The organism is Sinomonas sp. ASV322 (genome assembly GCF_030908245.1).
Taxonomy (GTDB): domain Bacteria; phylum Actinomycetota; class Actinomycetes; order Actinomycetales; family Micrococcaceae; genus Sinomonas.
In genome coordinates this window covers 1-21292 of sequence record NZ_JAVFJJ010000026.1, presented here as the reverse complement: position 1 = coordinate 21292, position 21292 = coordinate 1, and the positions used below count along the sequence as shown (strand labels likewise).

At 68.9% G+C, this 21292-nt stretch carries 23 protein-coding genes; 17 read left to right on the top strand and 6 right to left on the bottom strand.

Features of this window, described 5'->3' with window-relative positions; translation table 11 throughout:
• The first annotated feature begins 250 nt into the window (after window positions 1-250).
• The 3 genes from RBS12_RS19715 to RBS12_RS19705 all read left to right on the top strand — a co-directional run bounded on the left by RBS12_RS19715 (window position 251) and on the right by RBS12_RS19705 (window position 4023).
• Window positions 251-2332, top strand: a complete 2082-nt coding sequence (locus RBS12_RS19715) for a tectonin domain-containing protein (protein WP_307967872.1) — start codon at window positions 251-253, stop codon at window positions 2330-2332.
• Window positions 2333-2422: 90 nt separating this feature from the next.
• Complete coding sequence (locus RBS12_RS19710; protein WP_307967871.1) at window positions 2423-2854, top strand: Lrp/AsnC family transcriptional regulator; 432 nt, start codon at window positions 2423-2425, stop codon at window positions 2852-2854.
• A 137-nt stretch (window positions 2855-2991) separates the two neighbouring features.
• Window positions 2992-4023 carry an ornithine cyclodeaminase gene (locus RBS12_RS19705; protein ID WP_307967870.1) on the top strand — a complete coding sequence of 344 codons (1032 nt, stop codon included), beginning with the start codon at window positions 2992-2994 and terminating at the stop codon, window positions 4021-4023.
• 70 nt (window positions 4024-4093) lie between these two features.
• Here the strand turns inward: RBS12_RS19705 and RBS12_RS19700 are convergent, their stop codons facing one another.
• Together RBS12_RS19700 and RBS12_RS19695 are read right to left on the bottom strand one after the other, a co-directional pair.
• On the bottom strand, window positions 4094-4741 hold the full coding sequence (locus RBS12_RS19700) for a hypothetical protein (protein ID WP_307967869.1): 648 nt from the start codon (window positions 4739-4741) through the stop codon (window positions 4094-4096).
• Window positions 4742-4901: 160 nt separating this feature from the next.
• Window positions 4902-5165 (bottom strand): hypothetical protein, encoded by a 264-nt coding sequence (locus tag RBS12_RS19695; protein WP_307967868.1) that lies wholly within the window; start codon window positions 5163-5165, stop codon window positions 4902-4904.
• Between the two features lie 176 nt (window positions 5166-5341).
• On the opposite strand from RBS12_RS19695, the gene RBS12_RS19690 reads away from it, so the two are divergent.
• Entirely contained in the window at window positions 5342-6196 is an 855-nt protein-coding gene (locus tag RBS12_RS19690; RefSeq protein WP_307967867.1) for a gamma-glutamyl-gamma-aminobutyrate hydrolase family protein, read from the top strand.
• A 132-nt stretch (window positions 6197-6328) separates the two neighbouring features.
• Entirely contained in the window at window positions 6329-7390 is a 1062-nt protein-coding gene (locus RBS12_RS19685; RefSeq protein WP_307967866.1) for a 3-hydroxyisobutyryl-CoA hydrolase, read from the top strand.
• A 152-nt stretch (window positions 7391-7542) separates the two neighbouring features.
• Here RBS12_RS19685 and RBS12_RS19680 read toward each other — a convergent pair whose 3' ends face one another.
• Complete coding sequence (locus RBS12_RS19680; protein WP_307967865.1) at window positions 7543-8778, bottom strand: aminotransferase class V-fold PLP-dependent enzyme; 1236 nt, start codon at window positions 8776-8778, stop codon at window positions 7543-7545.
• A 269-nt stretch (window positions 8779-9047) separates the two neighbouring features.
• On the opposite strand from RBS12_RS19680, the gene RBS12_RS19675 reads away from it, so the two are divergent.
• The 6 genes from RBS12_RS19675 (at window position 9048) to RBS12_RS19650 (ending at window position 15279) form a co-directional block, all read left to right on the top strand.
• Window positions 9048-10277 (top strand): amidohydrolase, encoded by a 1230-nt coding sequence (locus tag RBS12_RS19675; RefSeq protein WP_307967864.1) that lies wholly within the window; start codon window positions 9048-9050, stop codon window positions 10275-10277.
• Between the two features lie 101 nt (window positions 10278-10378).
• Entirely contained in the window at window positions 10379-11311 is a 933-nt protein-coding gene (locus RBS12_RS19670; RefSeq protein WP_307967863.1) for an ABC transporter substrate-binding protein, read from the top strand.
• 2 nt (window positions 11312-11313) lie between these two features.
• Window positions 11314-12306: an amino acid ABC transporter permease gene (locus RBS12_RS19665; protein WP_307967862.1), complete on the top strand. Its 993-nt coding sequence runs from the start codon at window positions 11314-11316 to the stop codon at window positions 12304-12306.
• Between the two features lie 17 nt (window positions 12307-12323).
• Window positions 12324-13076 (top strand): amino acid ABC transporter ATP-binding protein, encoded by a 753-nt coding sequence (locus RBS12_RS19660; protein ID WP_307967879.1) that lies wholly within the window; start codon window positions 12324-12326, stop codon window positions 13074-13076.
• Window positions 13077-13197: 121 nt separating this feature from the next.
• Window positions 13198-14394, top strand: a complete 1197-nt coding sequence (locus RBS12_RS19655) for an amidohydrolase (protein WP_307967861.1) — start codon at window positions 13198-13200, stop codon at window positions 14392-14394.
• 225 nt (window positions 14395-14619) lie between these two features.
• The gene (locus RBS12_RS19650) at window positions 14620-15279 is read left to right on the top strand and encodes a GntR family transcriptional regulator (protein ID WP_307967860.1); all 660 of its coding nucleotides are present in this window, start codon (window positions 14620-14622) and stop codon (window positions 15277-15279) included.
• A gap of 116 nt (window positions 15280-15395) precedes the next feature.
• Here RBS12_RS19650 and RBS12_RS19645 read toward each other — a convergent pair whose 3' ends face one another.
• A complete protein-coding gene (locus tag RBS12_RS19645) occupies window positions 15396-17366 on the bottom strand; it encodes an acyl-CoA dehydrogenase family protein (RefSeq protein WP_307967859.1) in 1971 nt (656 codons plus the stop codon).
• 74 nt (window positions 17367-17440) lie between these two features.
• Window positions 17441-18256: an alpha/beta hydrolase gene (locus RBS12_RS19640; RefSeq protein ID WP_307967858.1), complete on the bottom strand. Its 816-nt coding sequence runs from the start codon at window positions 18254-18256 to the stop codon at window positions 17441-17443.
• A 67-nt stretch (window positions 18257-18323) separates the two neighbouring features.
• Between RBS12_RS19640 and RBS12_RS19635 the strand changes: the two genes are divergently transcribed.
• The 6 genes from RBS12_RS19635 (at window position 18324) to RBS12_RS19610 (ending at window position 20842) form a co-directional block, all read left to right on the top strand.
• On the top strand, window positions 18324-18662 hold the full coding sequence (locus tag RBS12_RS19635; RefSeq protein ID WP_307967857.1) for a metalloregulator ArsR/SmtB family transcription factor: 339 nt from the start codon (window positions 18324-18326) through the stop codon (window positions 18660-18662).
• The gene (locus RBS12_RS19630) at window positions 18659-19111 is read left to right on the top strand and encodes an SRPBCC domain-containing protein (protein WP_307967856.1); all 453 of its coding nucleotides are present in this window, start codon (window positions 18659-18661) and stop codon (window positions 19109-19111) included. The genes RBS12_RS19635 and RBS12_RS19630 overlap by 4 nt, the downstream gene beginning before the upstream one ends.
• 230 nt (window positions 19112-19341) lie before the next feature.
• Window positions 19342-19578, top strand: a complete 237-nt coding sequence (rpmB, locus tag RBS12_RS19625; protein WP_307967855.1) for a 50S ribosomal protein L28 — start codon at window positions 19342-19344, stop codon at window positions 19576-19578.
• Complete coding sequence (gene rpmG / locus RBS12_RS19620) at window positions 19578-19748, top strand: 50S ribosomal protein L33 (protein ID WP_307967854.1); 171 nt, start codon at window positions 19578-19580, stop codon at window positions 19746-19748. Before rpmB ends, rpmG begins: the two co-directional genes overlap by 1 nt.
• Before the next feature lie 3 nt (window positions 19749-19751).
• Entirely contained in the window at window positions 19752-20057 is a 306-nt protein-coding gene (gene rpsN, locus RBS12_RS19615) for a 30S ribosomal protein S14 (protein WP_307967853.1), read from the top strand.
• A gap of 149 nt (window positions 20058-20206) precedes the next feature.
• Entirely contained in the window at window positions 20207-20842 is a 636-nt protein-coding gene (locus tag RBS12_RS19610) for an MBL fold metallo-hydrolase (protein WP_307967852.1), read from the top strand.
• Between the two features lie 78 nt (window positions 20843-20920).
• On the opposite strand, the gene RBS12_RS19605 is transcribed toward RBS12_RS19610, so the two are convergent.
• Window positions 20921-21292: hypothetical protein (locus tag RBS12_RS19605; RefSeq protein ID WP_307967851.1), on the bottom strand; the 372-nt coding region annotated here is incomplete at its 5' end.

Here is a 21292-nt window from a genome sequence, read left to right as displayed (position 1 = left end):
CAGGCTATCGGAGGGCACCGACACGCTGGGCATGGAGGGGCTGCCCGCGATCCGAACGGGCCAGGCGAACCTCCACGAAAGTACGTGTAAAAGAGCGCCGCGTGCGGCCTTGCACGTCTCGCGCGCGCGGGTGTCTTCTGAGAAGCGGGTCGACCCGGGGCGGGGCCAAGACCACGGGGGCCCGCTGAGGGAGGGGGTACCGACGATGGGCGGCAATGGCGACGAAGAGATGGTCATCACTCCTGGAGGGATGCGTCCAAAATCGGCCGTTCACGAGGTCAGGCCGGGCGAGGTGGTCACCGGAGAAGGCCTCGTGGTTGCGGCGGCCGGGGAAGCGGCGATCCCGGCCGGAATGGCGCCAAGTCAAGAGGTTGTGCAGAAGGAGAGCCTCGAGGCCACTCCTGCAGCCGAACCGGCGGCGCGACCAGCCGAGCCTGTAGGGATGCGGCCGGGCGGAGCAGCGGAATCGACGTCGACGGGCGGAATGCCAGCCGAGGCCGACGAAGAATTGGTAGTCACTCCCGGCGGCTACCGGAAGAGGTCGCTCGTCCACGAGATCGGCCCCGACCACGTTCTGGACCTTTCCACCGGAACCGTCAAGCAGATGCACATTTCGGGGCGGGAGGTCGCGGATTTCGGGCCGATTGAACAGCGCGACGTGGGCAGGCGACTCATGCCCGACAACGTTGCTCTCCGCCCGGGAATCGTACCGGGACTGGCAACCGGGTGGATCGCCTACGCCGACTGGTCGAACACCACGGGCAATCCCATCACGAGATTCGCCACGAGCTGGGTCGTGCCGCCCGCGCCTTCGACCAACCACAGCCAGACGATCTACCTCTTCAACGGCATCCAGAACTCCACGATGATCTACCAGCCGGTGCTGCAATGGGGGCCTTCTCCAGCGGGCGGAGGCAGCTCCTGGAACGTGGCGAGCTGGTACGCCGACGGGCAGGGCGGGCCGGCGTTCCATAGCAGCCTTGCCCCGGTCAGTTCGGGGCAGGTCATCACGGGCGTCATCACGCTGACGGGTCAGAGCGGCGCGTCCTTCAGCTACAACTGCGAGTTCATCGGCATCGCCAATACGAGCCTGCCGATCACCAACGTTCAAGAGCTCACATGGAGCGTCGAAACGTTGGAGGCGTATGGGCTCCAGCAGTGCTCGGACTACCCTGCCGCGATGTTCACGTCCATGTGGGGCATTGACCTGAGCACCACCGCGGGACGTCCCGCCATCACGTGGTCCCCGGTCAACGCGGTGACTGACTGCGGGCAAAGCGCCCACGTCGTGAGCAATGCAAACCCCGGCGGGGCGGTGGAGCTTTACTACTCGACGCGCGCCGAGTTCACGGATTCTACGGCCGCAATCAACAGCGACGGCCGACTCGAAACGTTCCTCCGGGACGTCAACGGCGGAGTGTGGAACATTTGGCAGACCGTGCCGCACTCGGGGCCGTGGAGCTGGACGAATTTGCTCGGGGGCATCGTGATCACCCCCGTGCAAGCCGCCCTCAACACCGACGGCCGCCTCGAGATCTTCGGGATCGGCACGGATCACGCCGCCTACAACATGTGGCAGATGGCGCCTCATGCCGGACCGTGGAGCGGATGGAACCGGCTCGGCGGGTGGGTCTCGCGACTTGCTGTCGCCCTCAACAGCGACGGCCGGCTCGAGCTCTTCGGGATCGGCGGCGACGGCGCGCTCTACAACATGTGGCAGACCGCACCGCACTCGGGTCCGTGGAGCGGATGGAACCGCCTCGGCGGCTGGGTGAAGGAGATCAGTGCCATCGACAACAGCGACGGACGGCTCGAGGTCTTTGGGATCGGCGGCGACGGCGCGCTCTACAACATGTGGCAGACCGTCCCGCACGCGGGGCCCTGGAGCAATTGGAATCGGCTCGGCGGCTGGGTCTCCCAGATTGCCGCATCCATCAATTCAGACGGGCGGCTTGAGGTGTTCGGCATCGGCGGCGACGGCGCCCTGTACAACATGTGGCAGACCGTCCCGCACGCGGGCCCTTGGAGCAATTGGAATCGGCTCGGCGGCTGGGTCTCCCAGATCGTGCCCGCGCTGAATTCGGACGGGCGGCTCGAGGTGTTCGGCATCGGCGGAGACGGCGCCCTCTACAACATGTGGCAGACCGTCCCCCACGCGGGCCCGTGGAGCAATTGGAATCGCCTCGGCGGCTGGGTCTCCCACATCTCGGCCGCGCTCAACTCCGACGGCCGGCTCGAGGTATTCGGCATCGGCGGCGATCGGGAGCTCTACAACATCTGGCAGACCGTCCCCCACGCGGGCCCCTGGAGCGGATGGAACAAGCTGACGTAACGTGGCCGGCTGGAAACGCCGAGCGGCCACTTGATCAAGTCCACAGTCGGCGGTCGCGGACGCGCGCGGCCCGAGCATTACATTGGGTCCATGGCGAGCCTCAGCGACATCGACCGGCAGCTCCTGTCCGCCCTGCGCGAGGACGGACGCGAGTCCGTGGCGAGCCTTGCGCGGCGGCTCGGCGTGGCGCGGGCGACGGTGAGCAGCCGTATCGACCGGTTGGTCTCCTCGGGCGTCATCATCGGCTTCACCGCGCGGGTGCGCGACGAGGCGGATCCGCTCGCGATCCATGCCATCGCGCTCATCGAGGTCGAGGGGAAGTCCGCGGACAAGGTCATCGCGAGGCTGCGCGGGTTCCCCGAGATCATCGCGCTGCACACGACCAACGGTCGCTGGGACCTCGTGGCCGAGCTGCGCACCGAGAGCCTCAGCGCGTTCGACGGCGTGCTGGGCCGGGTCCGCGGGATCGACGGGGTCGTGAACAGCGAGACGAGCCTTCTCCTCAGCTCGGTGCTCCGCTGACTTGGCAGAATGGCCAAGTTGACCCGACGATCTGCTCGGAATCCTGACGAAAGTCGCGCTGTTCGGCAATTGTTGGTGCATATCGTCGGTTCGTAGTGTGGACGGGACCCTGTGATCCACCGAAGGAGTACCGTCAGATGGCACGTTTCGTCGATGTCCGCAATATGGTCCGCTGGGCCGCCAGCCGCGGCGTCGAGGACATCATGTCCGGCATGATCGCCTACCTCGAGGAGGACTTCCGCCGCTGGGAGTCCTTCGACAAGACGCCTCGGGTCGCGAGCCACACGGCGTTCGGCGTCATCGAGCTCATGCCGACGAGCACCGACGAGACCTACGGGTTCAAGTACGTCAACGGCCATCCGTCCAACCCGGCCCGCGGCTACCAGACGGTCACCGCGTTCGGCGTCCTCGCGGACGTCCACAACGGCTACCCGACGTTCCTCGCCGAGATGACCGTGCTCACGGCGCTGCGCACAGCGGCGACCTCGGCCATGGTCGCGAAGCGCCTCGCCCGCCAGGACTCACGGACCCTGGCCATGATCGGCTGCGGAACCCAGGCCGAGTTCCAGGCCCTCGCGTTCCGCGCGGCGCTCGGCATCGACGTCGTCCGCGTGTGGGACACCGATCCCGCCGCCATGGAGAAGCTTGCCCGCAACCTGATTCCGCTGGGCTTCGACGTCGCCGTGGCGTCCTCCGCGGCGGAGTGCGTCACGGAGGCGGACATCATCACGACGTGCACCGCGGACAAGGCGTACGCGACCATCCTCACGGCCGACCTCATCCGGCCCGGGGTGCACCTCAACGCGATTGGCGGCGACTGCCCGGGCAAGACCGAACTCGAGTCCGAGATCCTGGCCCTCGGCGACGTCTTCGTCGAATACACCCCGCAGACGCGGATCGAGGGCGAGATCCAGCAGATGCCCGCCGATTTCCCCGTGACCGAGTTCTGGGAGGTGCTCGCGGGCCGCGCCCCAGGGCGCCAGTCCGCAGAGCAGGTGACGATCTTCGACTCGGTCGGGTTCGCCGTCGAGGACTTCTCGGCCCTGCGCTTCGTCCGCGACGCCGTCGACGGCACGGACCTCTACGAGGAGATCGACCTCGTGGCCGCCCCCGAGGATCCCAAGGACCTGTTCGGGCTCATCCGCGCGGCCGCCCCGGCGGGGGTCTGACGTCGGCGGTTCCCTGCCCCGAGGCGAGACCTCGGGACAGGGAATCCCCGCGGGATGGACTGCCGGCGCTTCAGCCCTGCGTCGCGCCCGAGGGGCTGCTGGACGCCGAACCCGACCCGGCGCCGTCGTGCGCCCGATGGCCGCCGCCCTGGCCGAAGCCCGAATCGGCGGTGACACTCGAATAGTCGGCGCTCACGTCGTACTTCGTCGTGGTGCTGCCGGACGTGACGACGACGTCGAACGAGCCGTCCGCGTCCTTCCACGAGTCCTTGACCGTCGCGTTGGCGTCTTTGGCCTTGATGGCCGCGGTGACCTTGGCCAGCTCGTCGCTCGAGAGCGGCGTGCGCTGACCCCCGCCCTTGCCGCCGTGGTTGCTCACGGTGACCGTCGCGTAGTCCGCGCTGACCTCGTAGCGGACCGTCGAGCCGTTCGACGTCGCGGTCGCGTCGAACGAGCCGTCCGAGTCCTTCTCGACCTTCGTGACGGTCGCGCCCGCGTCCTTGGCCTTGACCGCCGCGGTCACCTTGGCCGTCTCGTCCGCCGACGCGGCGGTGTGCTGGCCGCGCGCCTGGCTGGTCCCCGTGCTGCCGCCCGTGCCGCCGGTCGCTGATGGGCTCGGCGTCGTCGCGGCATTGGCGACGGCGGCTCCGCCTCCGATGAGGGCCGCCGCAGCGACCGCCGAGGCGGCCGCGTAGCCGATGCGCTTGTTGAGCTTCATGCTGATCTCCTGTCGTTTCGGGCGGGCGGGTTTCGCCGACCGATGCAGTTTCAGCGTCAGTCCTGAAGCTTTCGATGGACTTTCCGTGGCGTGTGACGGCGGTGGGAGTTGCCTGTGGATGCCCACAGCATTCGCCGGCATCGCTCCGCGCCGCCGACGATCACCACCAGGCGCGCGCCGACTCCGGTGCTGACGGATGATGCCTGACCGTGGCCTGCGCGATGAGGAGGATCTGGCGCTGCTGGTGGGTGAGAGCACCCCACGTCTCTGGGGCGAGGCTTTCGATGGCGTCGCCGACCGCCTGCACGAGCTGCGACTCCCGCCGCGCTTCGTCCCGTTTCGATTGAGGATCACTGTCCGCGATCAGCCCGCGATCGCGGAGCACTTTGATGGCATCGGCGAGAATCGCCGCCTGTGAGTTCACTGAGGCCCCCTGTCATCGGTGTGCGACACGACCAGTCTGCTGTGGCGCCACGGCAGCGCGCCCCAGTGGCGGGTACCCGATTCGGGCAGGGTCCGCTACCTGCCGGTACGCAGGAGCTTCAGGTGGGACCCGACGGGACGAGGCCACGGACACGTCAGCCCCGCTAGGCTGAACCCATGGCGACGGAGCGCGGCACCCGCTACATCGAGGATCAGAGCACGACGACGACGCTGGCCGGGATCGAGCGCCCCTCGCCGCGCATCGCGGTCACGTGGGCGGCCACGGCCCCCTCGCACGAAGACTGGTTCCATGCCGAGCTCGACGCCCTGACGCGGAGGGCGGCCGCCGCCGTCGAGCGCTCAGGAGGCACCGCCGTCGTGCTCGACGCCGCCGACCCGAAGCTCGCGGGAGTCCTCCTCGCCGGCGACCTCGCCTGGGACGGCCTGCTCGTGATGGGCGGCGGCGACGTCGACCCCGTCCTGTATGACGGCGATCCGGACGTCCCCACCATTGAGGGCGTCGACGCAAACGCCGACGCGTTCGAGGCCTCGGCCGTCGTCCAGGCCGTCGCGACGGGCCGGCCGGTCCTCGGGATCTGCCGCGGGCTCCAGATCATCAACGTCGCGCTCGGCGGGAGCCTTCGCGAGGACCTCGGCGCACCCGAGCCGGGCTCGACGCGCCACCGCAATCACGAAGATCCGGCCCGCCTCATGGTGGTGCACGACGTCGACATCGCGCCCGGCTCGCGCCTCGCCGATGCCTTGGGGGAGCGGGCTACGGTCGTCTCAGGGCACCATCAGGCGGCCGCGCGCATCGCGCCGAGCCTGTACGTCACGGCGACGGCTCCGGACGGGATCGTCGAAGGCGTCGAGGCCGCGGATCCGGCCCACTGGCTCGTCGCCGTCCAGTGGCACCCTGAGGATGCACAGACGCAGCCGGGCCAGCTCGACGCGATCGTGGGCGCGTTTGCCGAGGCGTGCCGCGCACGCGCGGGAGACCGCGCACAGCCGGCGGAGGAGGCTCTCCGATGAGCGATGCATCGATCCGCGCACGCGCGGGAGACCGCGCGCAGCCGGCCGCGGAGGAGGCTCTCCGATGAGCGATGTATCGATCCGCGCACGCGCGGGAGACCGCGCACAGCCGGCCGCGGAGGAGGCTCGCCGATGAGCAACCATATCCTTTGTGAGGTCCGCGGCGGCCTCGGAATCCTCACGCTCGATCGTCCGCGGGCCCTCAACTCGCTCGACGACGGCATGGTCCGCGCGATGGAGCGCGTCCTCCGCGACTGGGCGGACGCGCCCGAGGTGCGTGCCGTCGTCGTCCGCGGCGGGCCGCGCGGCCTGTGCGCGGGCGGCGACGTGCGCTCCCTCTACACCGGGACGGACGAGGACGCGATCCGCTTCTGGGCCGACGAATACCGCCTCAACGCGCTCATCGGAAGCTATCCGAAGCCGTACATCCCGCTCATGGACGGCATCACGATGGGCGGCGGCCTCGGGATCTCGGCCCATGCGCCCAGCGCGTCGGGTTCGGTCCGCGTGGTCACGGAGCGGACGGTCGTCGCCATGCCGGAGACCCGCATCGGGTTCACGCCCGACGTCGGCATGCCACTCCTCCTCGCCAACGCGCCGGGCGAGCTCGGCACCCACCTGTGCCTCACGTCGGGACAAGCCGGGGGAGCGGATGCGATCTATCTCGGCTGGGCGGATGTCATGATCCCATCCCAGCGGCTCGACGAGCTCGTGGGAGCGCTCGCGGACGCGGACTCGGCGGCGTCGTGGGAACCTGCGGCGGCGTACGACGTCGTCGCCGCCTTCGCCGTCGAGCCTCCACACGCGGCGCTCGCCGAGCAGCGGGCGTGGATCGACGAGGCCTATGCAGGCGATTCGGCGCTCGCTGTGGTCGCCCGGCTCGAGGAGCTCTCCGCCGGGGACGGCCCTGCCGCCGGGCCCGCGGGCGCTGCGCTCGCCGAGCTCAGGTCCGTCTGCCCGTTCTCCGTGGCCGTGACCCTCGCGGCCCTGCGCAGTGCGCCCAAGCTCGGCTCGCTCGAGGCGGTCCTCGCTCAGGACCTCGCCTTGGGCGCCGCTCTCATCGCGCGCAGCGACTTCCGCGAGGGCGTCCGTGCGCTCCTCATCGAGAAGGACGGCGCCCCCGCGTGGAAGCCCGCGCGGCTCGAGGACGTGGATCCGGCCGAGGTCGAGGCGGCGTTCGCGTCGCGCGCCTGACGCCCACCGATCGCCTGGGCCGCCGGCCCTCGCGCCGAGGCGGCACGAGGAGCGGCTGCTGCGCGGGTCTGCTGCTCGCCCTCGGTCATGACCGATCCGCCTTCTCGTCTTGGTGGCGGAAGAAGGCCATGCGTCGCTGACCGCAGGCGCACTCAGCCCGCGTGCGTCCGGAGCGCGTCGCGGATGGCGAGCACGCCCTCAAGGGCCTCGGTGTGCGACGTGCTCAGAGGCGACAGGCCGATCCGGATGCCGTCGGGGAACCTGAAGTCGGGGATCACGCCACTTTGCCACAGCTGATGCGTGACCTCGGCGAAGTGCTCATGCCCGACCGAGACGTGACTGCCTCGGCGATCGGCGTCGCGGGGGCTCAGCAGCCGCACCCCGAGCGGGGCGAGCTCGTCGTCGTAGGCGCGCACCACCAGGCCGGTGAGCGAATGCGACTTCGCCCGGATGCGGTCGATGCCAGCCGCTTCGATGAGGTCCAGCATGCCGCCCATGGCGACCATGCCGAGCACCGGCGGGGTGCCGCTCAGCAGTTGCCGGATGCCCGCCGCGGGAGCATAGGCGGGCGCCATTGCGAACACGTCGCCCGCACCCATCCAGCCCTGGATCGGTTGGCGGATGGCCGGCTGGAGGCCCGACCGCACGTAGGCGAACGCAGGCGACCCTGGGCCGCCGTTCAGGTACTTGTACGTGCATCCGACGGCGAGGTCGACGCCCCACTCGTCGAGTTGCAGCGGGATCACCCCGACCGAGTGGCAGAGATCCCAGAACATCAGGGCACCCGATCGCTTCACGACGTCGGTAATCGCCGGCATGTCGGCGAGGGCGCCGGAACGGTAATCGACGTGGCTGAGTGCGACGAGTGCGGTCTGCTCCGAGACTGCGGCCGCGACCTCGTCCACGGTCACTCCGTGGACCTCGTCCGGCGTGAGCCAGCGAATGGTGAGCCCGCACTCCGCCGCGATGCCCTCGGCGACGAAGCGGTCGGTGGGGAAGTTGCCGGCCTCGATGACGAGCTCGCGCCGCGAGCGGTCGACGTCGACGGCGGCCCGGATCAGCTTGTAGATCAGCACTGTGGTGGAGTCGGCGACGATCGTCTGCCCGGTGTCGGCGCCGAGCGCGATTCGGGCGATGCGGTCGCCCAGCGCGGCGGGCAGATCCATCCACTGCTCGTCCCAGGATCGGATCAGCCGGGTGCCCCAGTCGTGGCGGACGAAGTCTGCGATGCGATCCGGCGTGGTCCGCAGCGGGCGGCCGAGCGAGTTCCCGTCTAGGTATACCGATACCCCGGGAGCCGGGGCGAACGCTGCTCGATGCTCGCTGAGCGGATCGGCGGCGTCGAGCTGGTGGGCGAGCTGCATCAGCCCGGACGACGGCTGAGTCATGGCTCCTCCTTGCATGTGGGTCGGGTTCCTGTGCGAAAGACGGGGTCCGATCCGCGTGTTTACGCGGCTAACGCCTCGCACGATATCACTATTTTGTGGCGAGCGTCATAGAAACGATATGAGTCAGGAAATGCGCGCGCCACTGTGACGCGCCGACGGAGCGAGGTTTTCGGTTGTTGGACTGGGTCTTGCAATGGGATACCAAAGGACCTACGCTCGTCCATGTCGAGCAATCGTGACGATCGTCACAAGAGCGTAAGGGGTGGCCGATGGAGGCACATGCAGTGCTCGTCTCCCGTGTGCGGATGCCGGACGGGCGGTCCGAGAGCGACCTGCTGATCCGCGAGGGTCGGATCGCCGAGATCGCGCCGACGGGCACGCTCGCCGCTCCCGGGCAGGCGATCGTCGAGGACGGGGCTGGCGCCCTGGCCCTCCCGGGCATGGTCGATGCGCATTGCCACATCGACAAGACCTTGTGGGGCCGGGCCTGGGTGCCGCATTCGGCCGGGGCCGTGCTGGCCGACCGCATCGCGAACGGCGAGCGGAGGAGGGACGAGCTCGGGCTGCCAGACGGTGGTGCGATGCGGGCGCTGTTGCGACAGATGGCGGCGAGCGGCACAACGCTCGCACGCACGCACACAGATGTCGATCCGGAGATCGGACTCGCGGGCATCGAGCGCGTTGCCGCGGCCACGACAGAGCTGAAAGGCGTGATCGACGTGGAACAGGTCGCCTTCCCCCAGGGCGGACTGCTGACACGGCCCGGCACTGCGGAGCTTATCGAAGAGGCCTTGCAGCGCGGCATGGTTCAGTGCGTGGGAGGCATCGATCCCGCCGCACTCGAACGCGACTCGGCGCGTCACCTTGATCTCGTCTTCGACCTGGCCGCGACCTACGGCGCCAAGATCGACGTCCACCTCCATGAGCGGGGCACGCTGGGCGCGCACACGATGGAGCTCGTGATCGACCGAACCCGCAGCTACGGCCTCCAGGGCAGGGTCGTGCTCTCCCATGCTGTCGCGATCACAGAAGTCGATCGGCTTCAGGCCGAGCGCATCGCCGCCGGCCTCGCAGAGCTGCGGATCTCCCTGACGACTGCGACCGTCTACAACACCCCCGTGCTCCCCATCCTCGATCTGGAGCGCCAGGGTGTGAATGTGGGCGCGGGCAATGATGGCGTGCGCGATCTCTGGGGGCCCTACGGCAGCGGAGACATGCTGGACCGTACGTTCCATCTCGCCTATCGGAGTGGCTTCCGCACGGACGAGCGGATCGCGAGCGCGTTCGACGTGGCGGTGAGCGGCGGAGCCATCGCGCTCGGCCGAGAGCCCGCCCGCATCGAGGTAGGTGCACCCGCGGACCTCTTCCTCGTCGACGCCGCGACGATCGGTGAAGCCGTCGCCGCAAGGCCAACTCGGCGACTCGTCCTCAAGCGGGGCGTCGTCGTCGCTCGAGACGGTCGTGTTGTAGCCGACGAGGCTTTCGCAGACGCGCTCTGAGCAGGCGTCAAGAACACGAACCAATTCGTCGACCTCTCCGCCCCGCTTCCCCTCCACCCGGTCCCGCACCCGCGGACCCATAGCCGAAAGGCAATCTGACAATGTCGTTCCGTTCCCGTACCCCATTGTGCCGACTCTTCGCCATCGCCGCCGTCGGCAGCCTCGCCGTGCTCGGCTTCACCGGATGCGGTGTCTCCGATCCGGCCGCCTCGACGGCATCCGCGTCGGCTGATGGCAAGGTCAATCCGAGTGCACCGCTGTTCAACCTGCTCCCGCAGGCCTACAAGGACAAGGGGCAGCTGGTCATCGGCACCCAGCCCGATTTCGAGCCGGCCAATTTCACCCCGGTGGGCGAGACCAACATCAAGGGCTACAACGTCGATCTGATGGAGGCGATGGCGAAGAAGCTTGGTATCCCGGTGACCTGGCAGAAGGTTCCCTTCGATCAGCTGCTCATCGGCATGCAGAGCAAGAAGTTCGATGCTGCGATAGCAGGCATGACCGACCGCAAGCAGCGGCAGGAGCAGGTCGACTTCATCGACTACCAGTGGGCCGGAACCGTCTTCATGGTCGCGAAGGGCAACCCCAAGGGGATCACCAGCGCGGTCAATGGCGGGTGCGGCATCAAGATCGGCGACGTCAAGGGCAGCGACGCCAATCGTCTCGTCGATCAGATGGCCGCGGCGTGTGTCAAGGAGGGCAAGCCCCCGACAGAGCTCGTCTCGTTCCCGAGCAGCAGTGACAAGAACCTTGCGCTTACCTCGGGCCGTGTCGACGCCATGTTCTGGCCGGATCTGGCCGTTTCGGTCATCGAGCGCGAGACGGGGGACAAGCTTGATTCCCTCCCGGTCGACTTCGAAGAGAAGGTCTACCTCGGCATGACGTTCAACAAGCAGGAGACAGGCCTGCGCGACGCGTTCCTGAAGGCGCTGAAGGCCATTCACGAGGACGGCACCTACGCGGCGATCCTCAAGAAGTGGAAGGTCGGGGTCATCGACCTGCCGACGCCCGGCATCAATCTGGCGGTGAAGTGAGCATGATGACCGAAGTCCATTCCGCCGGGCAAAGCCAGCCGGCTGCTCTCGGGGTCGGCTCGCACTATGTGCGTCGGGCCGGCGACGAGCCCGCGATGCAGGAAGCGCCTCTGAGGGCCCGGCACCGCCTCGGGTACGGCCAGATACTCGCGCTGATCGCGGCCCTGGTCGCGTTCGGGATCTTTGTCCGCTCTCAGGCAGGGAACCCGAACATGGACTGGAACGTAACCGGGGAATACTTGTTCCATCCGCTGATCCTCAACGGGGTGGCCGTTACCATTCAGCTCGCTGTTCTGGCGATGTTGATCTCGATTGTGCTCGCCTTCGGCGTCGCCGTGGCGATCCAGAGCACCAACAAAGTCGCCAGCGCACTCGGACGCGCGTACGTCTGGTTCTTCCGCGGTGTTCCGATGCTGGTGCAGGTGCTGCTCTGGTACAACCTCGCGGTGCTGTTCCCCACGATCCTCGGGCGCGACACGAACACCCTCATCTCGGGATTCACCGCAGGCCTGTTCGCGCTCTCCCTCGCCGAGTCGGGGTACATGGCCGAGATCATCCGCGGCGGCATCCTCTCGGTCCCGGCGGGCCAGACCGACGCGGGGGTGAGCCTCGGCCTCACTCGCGGCCAGGCCCTTCGACGCATCGTCCTGCCGCAGAGCATCCGGGTGATTATCCCGCCGACGGGCAACCAGTTCATCGGGATGCTCAAGGCGACCTCGCTCGTCTCGGTGATCGGCGGCAGCGATCTGCTCACCCGGGCCCAACTGATCTACGGCCAGAACTTCAAGATCCTGCCGCTGCTCGTGGTGGCGGTGCTCTGGTATCTGGTCCTGGTCACCATCGCGAGCATCGGCCAGTACTTCCTCGAGAAGCGGTTCAACAACTCGCAACCCGGGTCCCGGCAGGCGCGCAAGGGCGCCGGAACGCCCGGAACCACTACGACGGCGATCCGTTCGATGACGGGAGGTGCGCTGTGGAAGCGACAGCGCCGGTGATCACGAAGGCCGACACGATGCTCCGCATCGACGGCGTGCACAAATGGCTGGGCGACAATCACGTCTTGAAGGGCGTCGACATCGAGGTCCGCACGGGCGAGATCGTGTGCATCCTCGGGCCGTCGGGCTCGGGCAAGAGCACGTTGCTCCGCTGCATCAACCACCTCGATCCCGTCGACGGCGGCACCATCGAGATCGCGGGCGAGCGAGTCGGATACGAGACGCGCTCAGGGCACCTCTACGAGCAGCGAGAGCGGCAGGTCGCCAAGGCGCGCCAGCAGATCGGCATGGTGTTCCAGCACTTCAATCTTTTCGGCCACATGACCGCGCTCGAGAACGTCACGTACGGGCCGGCGAAGATCCTCGGCCGGCCGCGGAAGCAGGTGCTCGCCACGGCGCGCGAGCTCCTGGCGAAGGTCGGCATGGCCGATCGGGCCGAGGCCTATCCCAGCCAGCTGTCCGGCGGACAGCAGCAGCGCGTGGCGATCGCGCGGGCGCTGGCCATGGAGCCTCGCCTCATGATGTTCGACGAGCCGACGAGTGCGCTCGACCCCGAGCTCGTGGGCGAAGTGCTCGCCACCATGCGGCAGGTCGCCGAGGAGGGGATGACGATGGTCGTCGTCACCCACGAGATCGGCTTCGCCCGCGAGGTCGCGGACCGGGTCGTGTTCATGGATCAGGGACGGGTGCTGGAGGACGGCCCGGCCCGCGAGGTCCTCGACGACCCGCGCCACGAGCGCACGGCCACTTTCCTGCGAAGGGTGCGGTAGCCGGGCGCGGGCCTCCGCGCCCCTGAGAAGCACCCGGATGCAGCACTGCCAGGCGGCCGACGCGTCCGCCGCCTGGCAGTGCGCCGATCAAACGAAACGAGACGCAAGGGAGGAACATCCGATGACAGACCAGACGTTCGCGCTCAGGAACGTGCGCCCGTGGGGCGACGCCGCCGCTGACGTGTTCATCGACGGGGGCCGGATCGTCGAGGTGCGGCCGGCCGACGGGTCGGTGGCGGTCGGCGACGTCGACGGCGGGGGGAGGTTGGCGCTCCCGGGCTTCATCAACACGCATGCGCATGTCGACAAGAGCTGGTGGGGGCGCCCGTGGGTCTCCTACACCTACTCCGAGCATCCAACCGTCGAGGGCTGGATCGCCAACGAGCGCGCCGAGCGCGGCGCGCATGACATCCCGAACGCGAATTCGGCGGCGGCCGTGCTGCGCGAGTTCATCCGGCACGGGACCACCGCCACGCGCACGCACGTCGACGTCGACCTGGGCGTCGGCCTGCGCGGGCTCGAGTCTGTGGCTGCGGCGTCCGCCGAGCTCGGCGATGCCATCCAGGTGCACACGGTGGCATTTCCGCAGGACGGCGTGCTGCGGCGCCCCGGAGTCCTGCAGCTCCTCGACGAGGCGGCGCAGGCCGGCGCCGACAGCATCGGCGGCCTCGACCCGGGCACGATCGACGGCGATGTCGAAGGGCAGCTGGACGGGCTCTTCGCGATCGCGGTCGACCGTGGGGTGGGGCTCGACTTGCACCTGCACGACTTCGGCTCGCTCGGAGCGTACGAGTACCAGCGGATCATCACGCGCACGATCGATGCTGGCCTGCAGGGGCGAGTGAACATCTCGCACGGATTCGCGCTCGGCAGCCTGCCGCAGGCGCGCCAGGAGGAGATCGTCGAGGGGCTCGCGGGGGCCGGCATATCGTGGACGACGGTGGCGATGGGCGGAACCGCTCCGCTGCCGTGGAAACGGATGCGGGAGCGCGGCGTTCCGCTCGGCCTCGGCACCGACGGCATCCGCGACCTGTGGTCGCCGTTCGGAGACGGTGATCTGCTGCGGGTCGCTCACCAGTTCGCGCGCCTGCACGGCCTCCGTCACGACGAACCCCTGGCCGCGGCGGTCGAGCTCGCCACCAGTGGGGGTGCCACGTTCGTGGGCCGGGCCCAGCACGACCTGGCCCCGGGATCACGCGCCGACGTCGTGCTCGTGGACGCCGAGAACCTGCCCGACGTCCTCGTTCGCGGCCCGCGACGCGAGCTCGTGATCTCCGGCGGCCGGGTGGTCTCACGCGACGGGCAGGTGCTGGTCTGACCCCTGCCGTTCGTCACCGACCCGGCCGCCTCAGTCGATCGGGTCCCGGCACGCGGGTGCTCATGGCCGGGGGCGGCAGAATGACATGCCTCCGGCCGTGAGCACCGAAGCCCTCGCAGATGCGAGTGCCCGGCCCCAACACACCATCGGGTCCGTCTACAGCGATGGAGTACGTGCCTGCGGACGATCGCCTCGTCCGCACCCAACACCGTGGAAGGAGGGGCGATGCCGGCAGAACCACTCGACGAGGTTGGCCCGGCTGCGGGATCACTGGCCAACAGGGTGTACGAGTGGCTCAGGGAACGAATCATCGACGGAAGCCTGCCGGCCGGCGCGCGCATCCGCGAACGCGACATAGCGGAGGTGCTGCGGGTATCCCGAGTCCCGGTTCGCGAGGCGCTCCCGCAGCTCGTCCGTGAAGGCTACGTCGAGAGGGTTCCGCGCCGAGGCGCCGTCGTCGCCCCTATGACCCCGCAAGCCGTCGGCGGACTCTTCGACGTGCGGTCAACTTTGGAGGTGCTCGCGGCCCGCATCGCCGCGCAGGCATGCGCTGCGGGGGCCTCGGCTGCGGTCCTCGAGGGGCTCCTCGGCCGCGCCCATGCAGCGACGGAGGCGGGCGACGAGAATCAGATTGCCGAGCTCAATTCTCGCCTCCACGAGGGGATCGTCGAGCTGGCCGGCAACCGGCTGCTCCAGAAGATCATGGCTCCCATGAACGGCCACGTCCGTCGGTTGTTCCACATCGCCCAAGACCGAGATCGGCACGAGATCTACCACGAGCACATGGGCATAGTCCGAGCCATCAGCCGAGGCCAGGCAGATCTGGCTGCGGCGTTGTCATTTGCCCACGTCGAGGAGAGCCGCATCGAGTCCCTCCAGCGTTGAAGGCCACATGGCCTCCTAGCCCGACGTCGAGTACACGGTGCTCGATGTCTTGAGCCGCCAGGACGGCGGGCACCTGCGCAGGCGGCCGCGCGGGCGACGCCCCAGGCCCCAGCCGGCTACCCCCGCACGGTCCGCCGCACGTCCGCCTTGGTGCTCGGGCCGTCGGTCCGTTCGGCAATCCACGGCCCCGTGCCTTCGGACTGATCGAGCACGCCGGCCTCGAGCCACGCGAAGTCGCCCGCGAGGACGCGCTTCGTGAGCCCGTGGTCGCCGGGATCCGTGTTGACCCAGAGCGCGTCGAAAAGGGCCTCGACGCGTAGCCGCGACTGTTCGCAGAACGCATCGGCGAGGTCGCGCGCGTTCGAGCCGCCTGGCGCGCCGGACGCGCGGAGGTGCTCGGCCCAGCTGCACGAGGCGGCCATCGCGAAGAGCTCGGCGCCGATGTCCACGACGCGCCCGAGGAACGCCTGCCGGTGCTCGAGCCCCGCTTGCCAACGGCCCATGCCGGCGAACGTGTGGCGCGCGAGGCGCCGCGAGGTCCGCTCGACGTACCGCAGATGCCTCGCGAGCGGCCCGAACTCCCGGAACGCCCGGGGGTCCATGCCCGGCCCGGCGAACAGCCCGGGGAGCCAGCGCGCGTAGAAGCCGGAGGCCTCCTTGGCGGCGCGGGCCTTCTCAGCGAGTGTCGCGTCGGCGCGCGCGAGGCTGCCCGCGGCGGCGAGGTGCGCGTCGACGGCCTCGCGCGCGATGAGCAGCTGCATGATCTCGGTCGATCCCTCGAAGATCCGATTGATGCGCAGATCCCGCACGAGCTGCTCGGCGGGGACCGCCCGCTCGCCGCGCGCGCGGAGGGATTCCGCCGTCTCGTAGCCGCGTCCGCCCCGGATCTGAAGGAGCTCGTCCGCGACCTGGGACGCCATCTCGCTCGACCACAGCTTCGCGAGCGCCGCCTCGATGCGCACGTCCTTCATCCCGGCGTCCGCGAGTGCCGCCGAGAGTTCGAAGACCGACTCGAGCGCGAATGCCGTCGACGCGATGAACGCGATCTTCTTCCCGACGGCCTCGTGCTGCCCGATCGGCCGGCCCCACTGGACCCGCGCCCGAGACCATTCCCGCGCGATCTTGAGCGACCACTTCGCGGCGCCCGCGCACAGGGCCGGGATCGAGAGGCGGCCTGTGTTGAGGGTCGTGAGCGCGATTTTGAGCCCCTGACCCTCACGGCCGACCCGGTTCGCGGCCGGCACCCGCACGCCGTCGAATCGGGTCACGCCGTTCTCGAGTCCCTTGAGTCCCATGAAGGAGTTGCGGTTTTCGACCGTGATGCCCGGGGAGGCCATCTCGACGACGAAGGCGGTGATTCCACCCGTGCCCGCGGGCACGTCGCCCGCGGAGTCGTGGGGGAGGACCTTCGCCATGATGACGACGAGCTCCGCGATGACCCCGTTGGTCGTCCACAGCTTCGAGCCGTCGAGCACGTAGCTCTGCCCGTCCTCGGCGAGCTGCGCCGTCGTCGTGAGCCGCGCGGGATCGGAGCCGACGTCGGGCTCCGTGAGAAGGAACGCCGTCACGGCGCCCGCGGCACAGCGCGGCAGGAATTCGCGCTTCTGGGCGTCGGTGCCGAACAACTTGACGGGCTCCGGCACGCCGATCGACTGATGTGCCGAGAGCAGCGCCCCGAGGCTCGGGTGCACGGAGCCGAGCAGCATGAGGGCACGCCCGTAGTACGCGAGCGAGAGTCCCAGGCCGCCATACTCCTTCGGGATCTTCATGCCGAACACCCCCAGTTCGGCGAGTGAGCGGAGGTAGTCGTCGGGGACGCGGTCCTCGGTTTCAATCCGCGCGCCGTCGAGCGTGCGCGCGAGTGCCGTGAGGCGGCGCAGGAACTCCTCGCCGTCGTCGACGGCTTGGGGAGCCGGGGCGGGCGGCGGATAGATGAGGCCCCATTGGAAGTCGCCGAGGTAGAGGGATTTCGCGAAGCTTGGTCGGGTCCATTCCGTTTCGCGGCCGGCTTCGGCGACGGCGCGGGATTCGTCCCAGTCGGGGTCGCGGGTCGTCGACGCGGTTCCGGATGTCGTCTCCGTGGTCATGGCAGCCCCCTTGATCCCGGGGCCGCCGCGGGCCGGTGACCCTTTCAGCTGTCATCCCATGCTACGCCCGAGTATTACTCGCGGGTAGGGGCATCCGGGAGGGCGGAAGTCCGGCCCGCGGCATCGCGCGCGAGCCGCGCGATGACGTCCGCGCAGGCCTCGGGCCGCTCCCAATGCACCATGTGTCCCGCGCCGTCGACGGAGTGGAGCCGCCACGCGGCCTGCTCGCGCACGAAGGCGGCGATCGCCCGGGGGTCCCGCGTGCGGTCACGCGCTCCGAGGACGACGGCGGCCTGCGCCGCGATCCGGCCCGGCACCTCGGGCGCGACGCCGTCGAGCGCCGCGAGGAGGGATCCGTGCAGGACGGCGGGCGGGAGGGCGAAGGCGGCCTCGACGTCGGCGCGGAATGCCGGATCCGCCGGCGGCTCTCCGTACCAGCCTGCGATGCACGCCGCGACCGCCTCGCGCGTGGGAGGCACGGGCGGAACGAGCCCGAGCCCGCCGAAGAGCCCGGTGAGACGCCGTCGCGTCGCCTCGGCGGGCGGCACCGGCACCATGCCCACGAGCACGAGGCCGGCGACGAGTTCCGGGCGGGTCGCCGCGAGCTGTGCGGCAACGGTGCCGCCGAGCGAATGGCCGACGACGACGGCGGGGCGCGGCGGGGCCGTGGACCCAGGCGGGGGTTCCAGAAGGCGGGCCACCGCGTTGGCGGCCCGCGCCGTCGTCCACTGTGCGGCGGCACCCGACCAGTCGCCGTCGTACCCGGGCAGCGTCACGGCCCGCGCCCGGACACCCCGCCGCGCGAGCTCTGCGAGCAGGGGGTTCCAGTACGACGCCGGGCACGCCCAGCCGTGGATCAGGACGATCTCGGGAAGGCTCGCGTCGGCCATGGGCCCAGCCTAAAGCTGGACCGCTCCCGAGTTGACGCGTAGGAAATATCCTACGTATTATCGAGGCATGCCGCGCCAGAGCAAGGAGACGCCCACGGACCACGTGTTCGCGGCGCTCGCGCATCCGGTCCGCCGGGATCTGCTCGCCGCGCTGCTCGACGGCCCCGAGACGGCGCAGTCCCTCGCCGACCGTTACGAGATGGCGCGCCCGAGCGTCGCCGAGCATCTCAAGGTGCTGCGCGGCGTCGGCCTCGTGTCCGAGCGTCCAGCGGGCCGGAACCGGTACTACTCGCTGACCCCGGAGCCGCTCGCCCTACTGCGCGCATGGCTCGAACCCTACGAACAGTTCTGGCGCGGCCGGATGTCCCGGCTCGCCTCGTTGCTAGAGAAGGAACCCCTTTCGTGACTCAGACCGAAGACCTCACCGCGATCCGCGTCGTCGACTTCCTCCCGCACGAGCCCGCCGTCGTCTGGCGTGCCCTCACGACCCCCGAGCTCCTCGCCCAGTGGCTCATGCCGAACGACTTCGCGCCGGTCGTGGGCCACCGCTTCACGTTCCGCACCGATCCGATCCCCGCGACGCGCTTTTCCGGCGTCATCGCGTGCGAGGTCCTCGAGCTGCGCGAGCCCGAGCTGCTCGTGATCTCGTGGGAGGATGAGTCGCCGGAGAATGACATGAAGACGACCGTCGCCTTCCGTCTCGAGGCGCACGACGGCGGAACTCGGCTGAGCCTGGTGCAGGAGGGCTTCCGTCTGGATCACCCGGGCGACCAGATGGCGCGCAAGATCATGGGCGGCGGGTGGGGCGGGCACATGTTCCGCCGTCTCGCGGAAGTGGCCGGCGCGGCGGCCTGATTTGCGGGCCTCCCGCGTGGGGCCTACTATTTAACGCTGTCGTATGCAGTGGATTCCACTCTCGGCACTGAAGACACCGTCCAACACGCGGCGAGGGACTTCGGCTGGCTCTCACCCCGCCTGGTTAACCTCCGGAAAGCTGCAGAACTACGGTGCATCAAGGTGGCGGGACGCTGTCTGCGGACCGCCATTTACTGCAACTGTTGACTACAACTTTGGAGGAGCGAACTGTGGCAGCACATTGCCAGGTGACCGGGGCCAAGCCCGCATTCGGTCACTCGATCTCGTACTCGCACCGCCGCACCAAGCGTCGGTTCGACCCGAACATCCAGAAGAAGCGCTACTGGGTGCCGTCCCTTCGCCGCAACGTGACCCTCACGGTCTCGGCCCGCGGCATCAAGACCATCGACGTGCGCGGCATTGACTCCGTCGTCGCCGAGCTTCTTGCGAAGGGTGTGAAGCTCTGATGGCCAAGAAGGACAAGGACGCACGTCCCATCATCAAGCTCAAGTCCACCGCGGGCACCGGGTACACGTACGTGACCCGCAAGAACCGCCGGAACGACCCCGATCGCCTCGTCATGAGGAAGTACGATCCGGTCGTCCGCAAGCACGTCGAGTTCCGAGAGGAGCGCTAAACCATGGCCAAGAAGTCCAAGATTGCCCGCAACGAGCAGCGCAAGGTCATCGTCGAGCGCTACGCTGCGAAGCGCGCCGAGCTCAAGAAGACGCTCGTCGACGAGAACGCGACGGATGAGGCCCGCGAGGCCGCCCGCCTCGGCCTCCAGAAGCTTCCCCGCGACGCTTCGCCGGTGCGCCTCCGCAACCGCGACCAGATCGACGGCCGCCCCCGCGGCACGTTCCAGAAGTTCGGCATCTCGCGCGTCCGCTTCCGCGAGATGGCTCACCGCGGTGAGCTCCCGGGCGTCACGAAGTCGTCCTGGTAAGCCACAGCGTCCTCACGCGCTGAGCACGCCACCGTCCGCAGGGGCGGCACCCATCACGGGTGCCGCCCCTGCGGCGTCTGTGCGTCCCTCGCGGCTTCCTGCGGCCGGGGGGCTTCCGCTGCGCCTTGCGTTGGCCCGAGCATGGACGCATGGAGAGCATCTACCCGTCTGTCTACCGGCTTCAGCACAGCGCCGGATCCAACGGCTATGTCGTGCTCGACGGCGGACGGGTCGCCGTCATCGATCCAGGCCTTCCGTTCGGGGCCGACGCCGTGCTGCGGGAACTCCGCAGCGCCGCGCTTCTCGACAAGGTCACCGACGTCCTCGTGACGCATTCCGATGTCGACCACATTGGGGCGGCACCCGCTCTCCAGGCGGCGACCGGGGCCCGGGTGTGGCTGGGCCGTGACGACGCAGGCCTCCTCGACGGGACCCGACGCGCGGCCACCGGGTTCCGACGCCTCCTCGCCTTCTGGCCCGTGAGCCCGTTTGAGCACGGGCTCACGCTCCTCGACGGTGGCGAAGAGCCATTTCCGGGGATCAAGGCATTGGCCACTCCCGGGCATACGCCGGGGCACATGGCTTTCGTGTTCCGGGAGGTCGTGTTCGCGGGCGACGCCGTGCTCGGCACCCCGCGCGGATTCCGGCAGCTCCCGGGATTCCTCACGAGCGATCGCGATCAGGCACTCGCCTCCGAACGGCTCATCGAGGGGCTCGGGGCGCGGTGGTTCTGCCCCGGACACGGGCGCCTGCGGGAACTGACCTCGGGGGTGCCGCGCGGCTAGCCCGCCACCGAGTTGCGGGCGTACGAACGGCCGTGTACTGTTGATCAGGTTGCCGCCGAGAGCGAGCAACAAAACCCCTTAGAAATCCGAACGGCATATTCGCCGCGCTGGGCCATGTGCCCGGCCGGGAGAGCTGATTTTCGGATGGCGGATATCGCAAGAATGTCCCAATCGGCGGAAATGCTGATTTGCGGCGGGATGGCGATTCCGGTAAGGTTGAACTTCGTTCCAGCGAGGAGATAACCGGCCGATCGGTCCGGAGATGTACTCGGGGGGCTTGTTGTTTGAGAACTCAATAGTGTGCCATGTTCGATCGATGCCATTTTTTTTGATGGCCGATTGTTGCTGTCCTGATGCACCCCCGTGTGTTGGGATGGTTTTTTTCGGCTGGGATCGGATTGCCGGGCCCCGTTTTTCCGCGGTGGCCCTGGTTTTCTTCTGTTTCACATT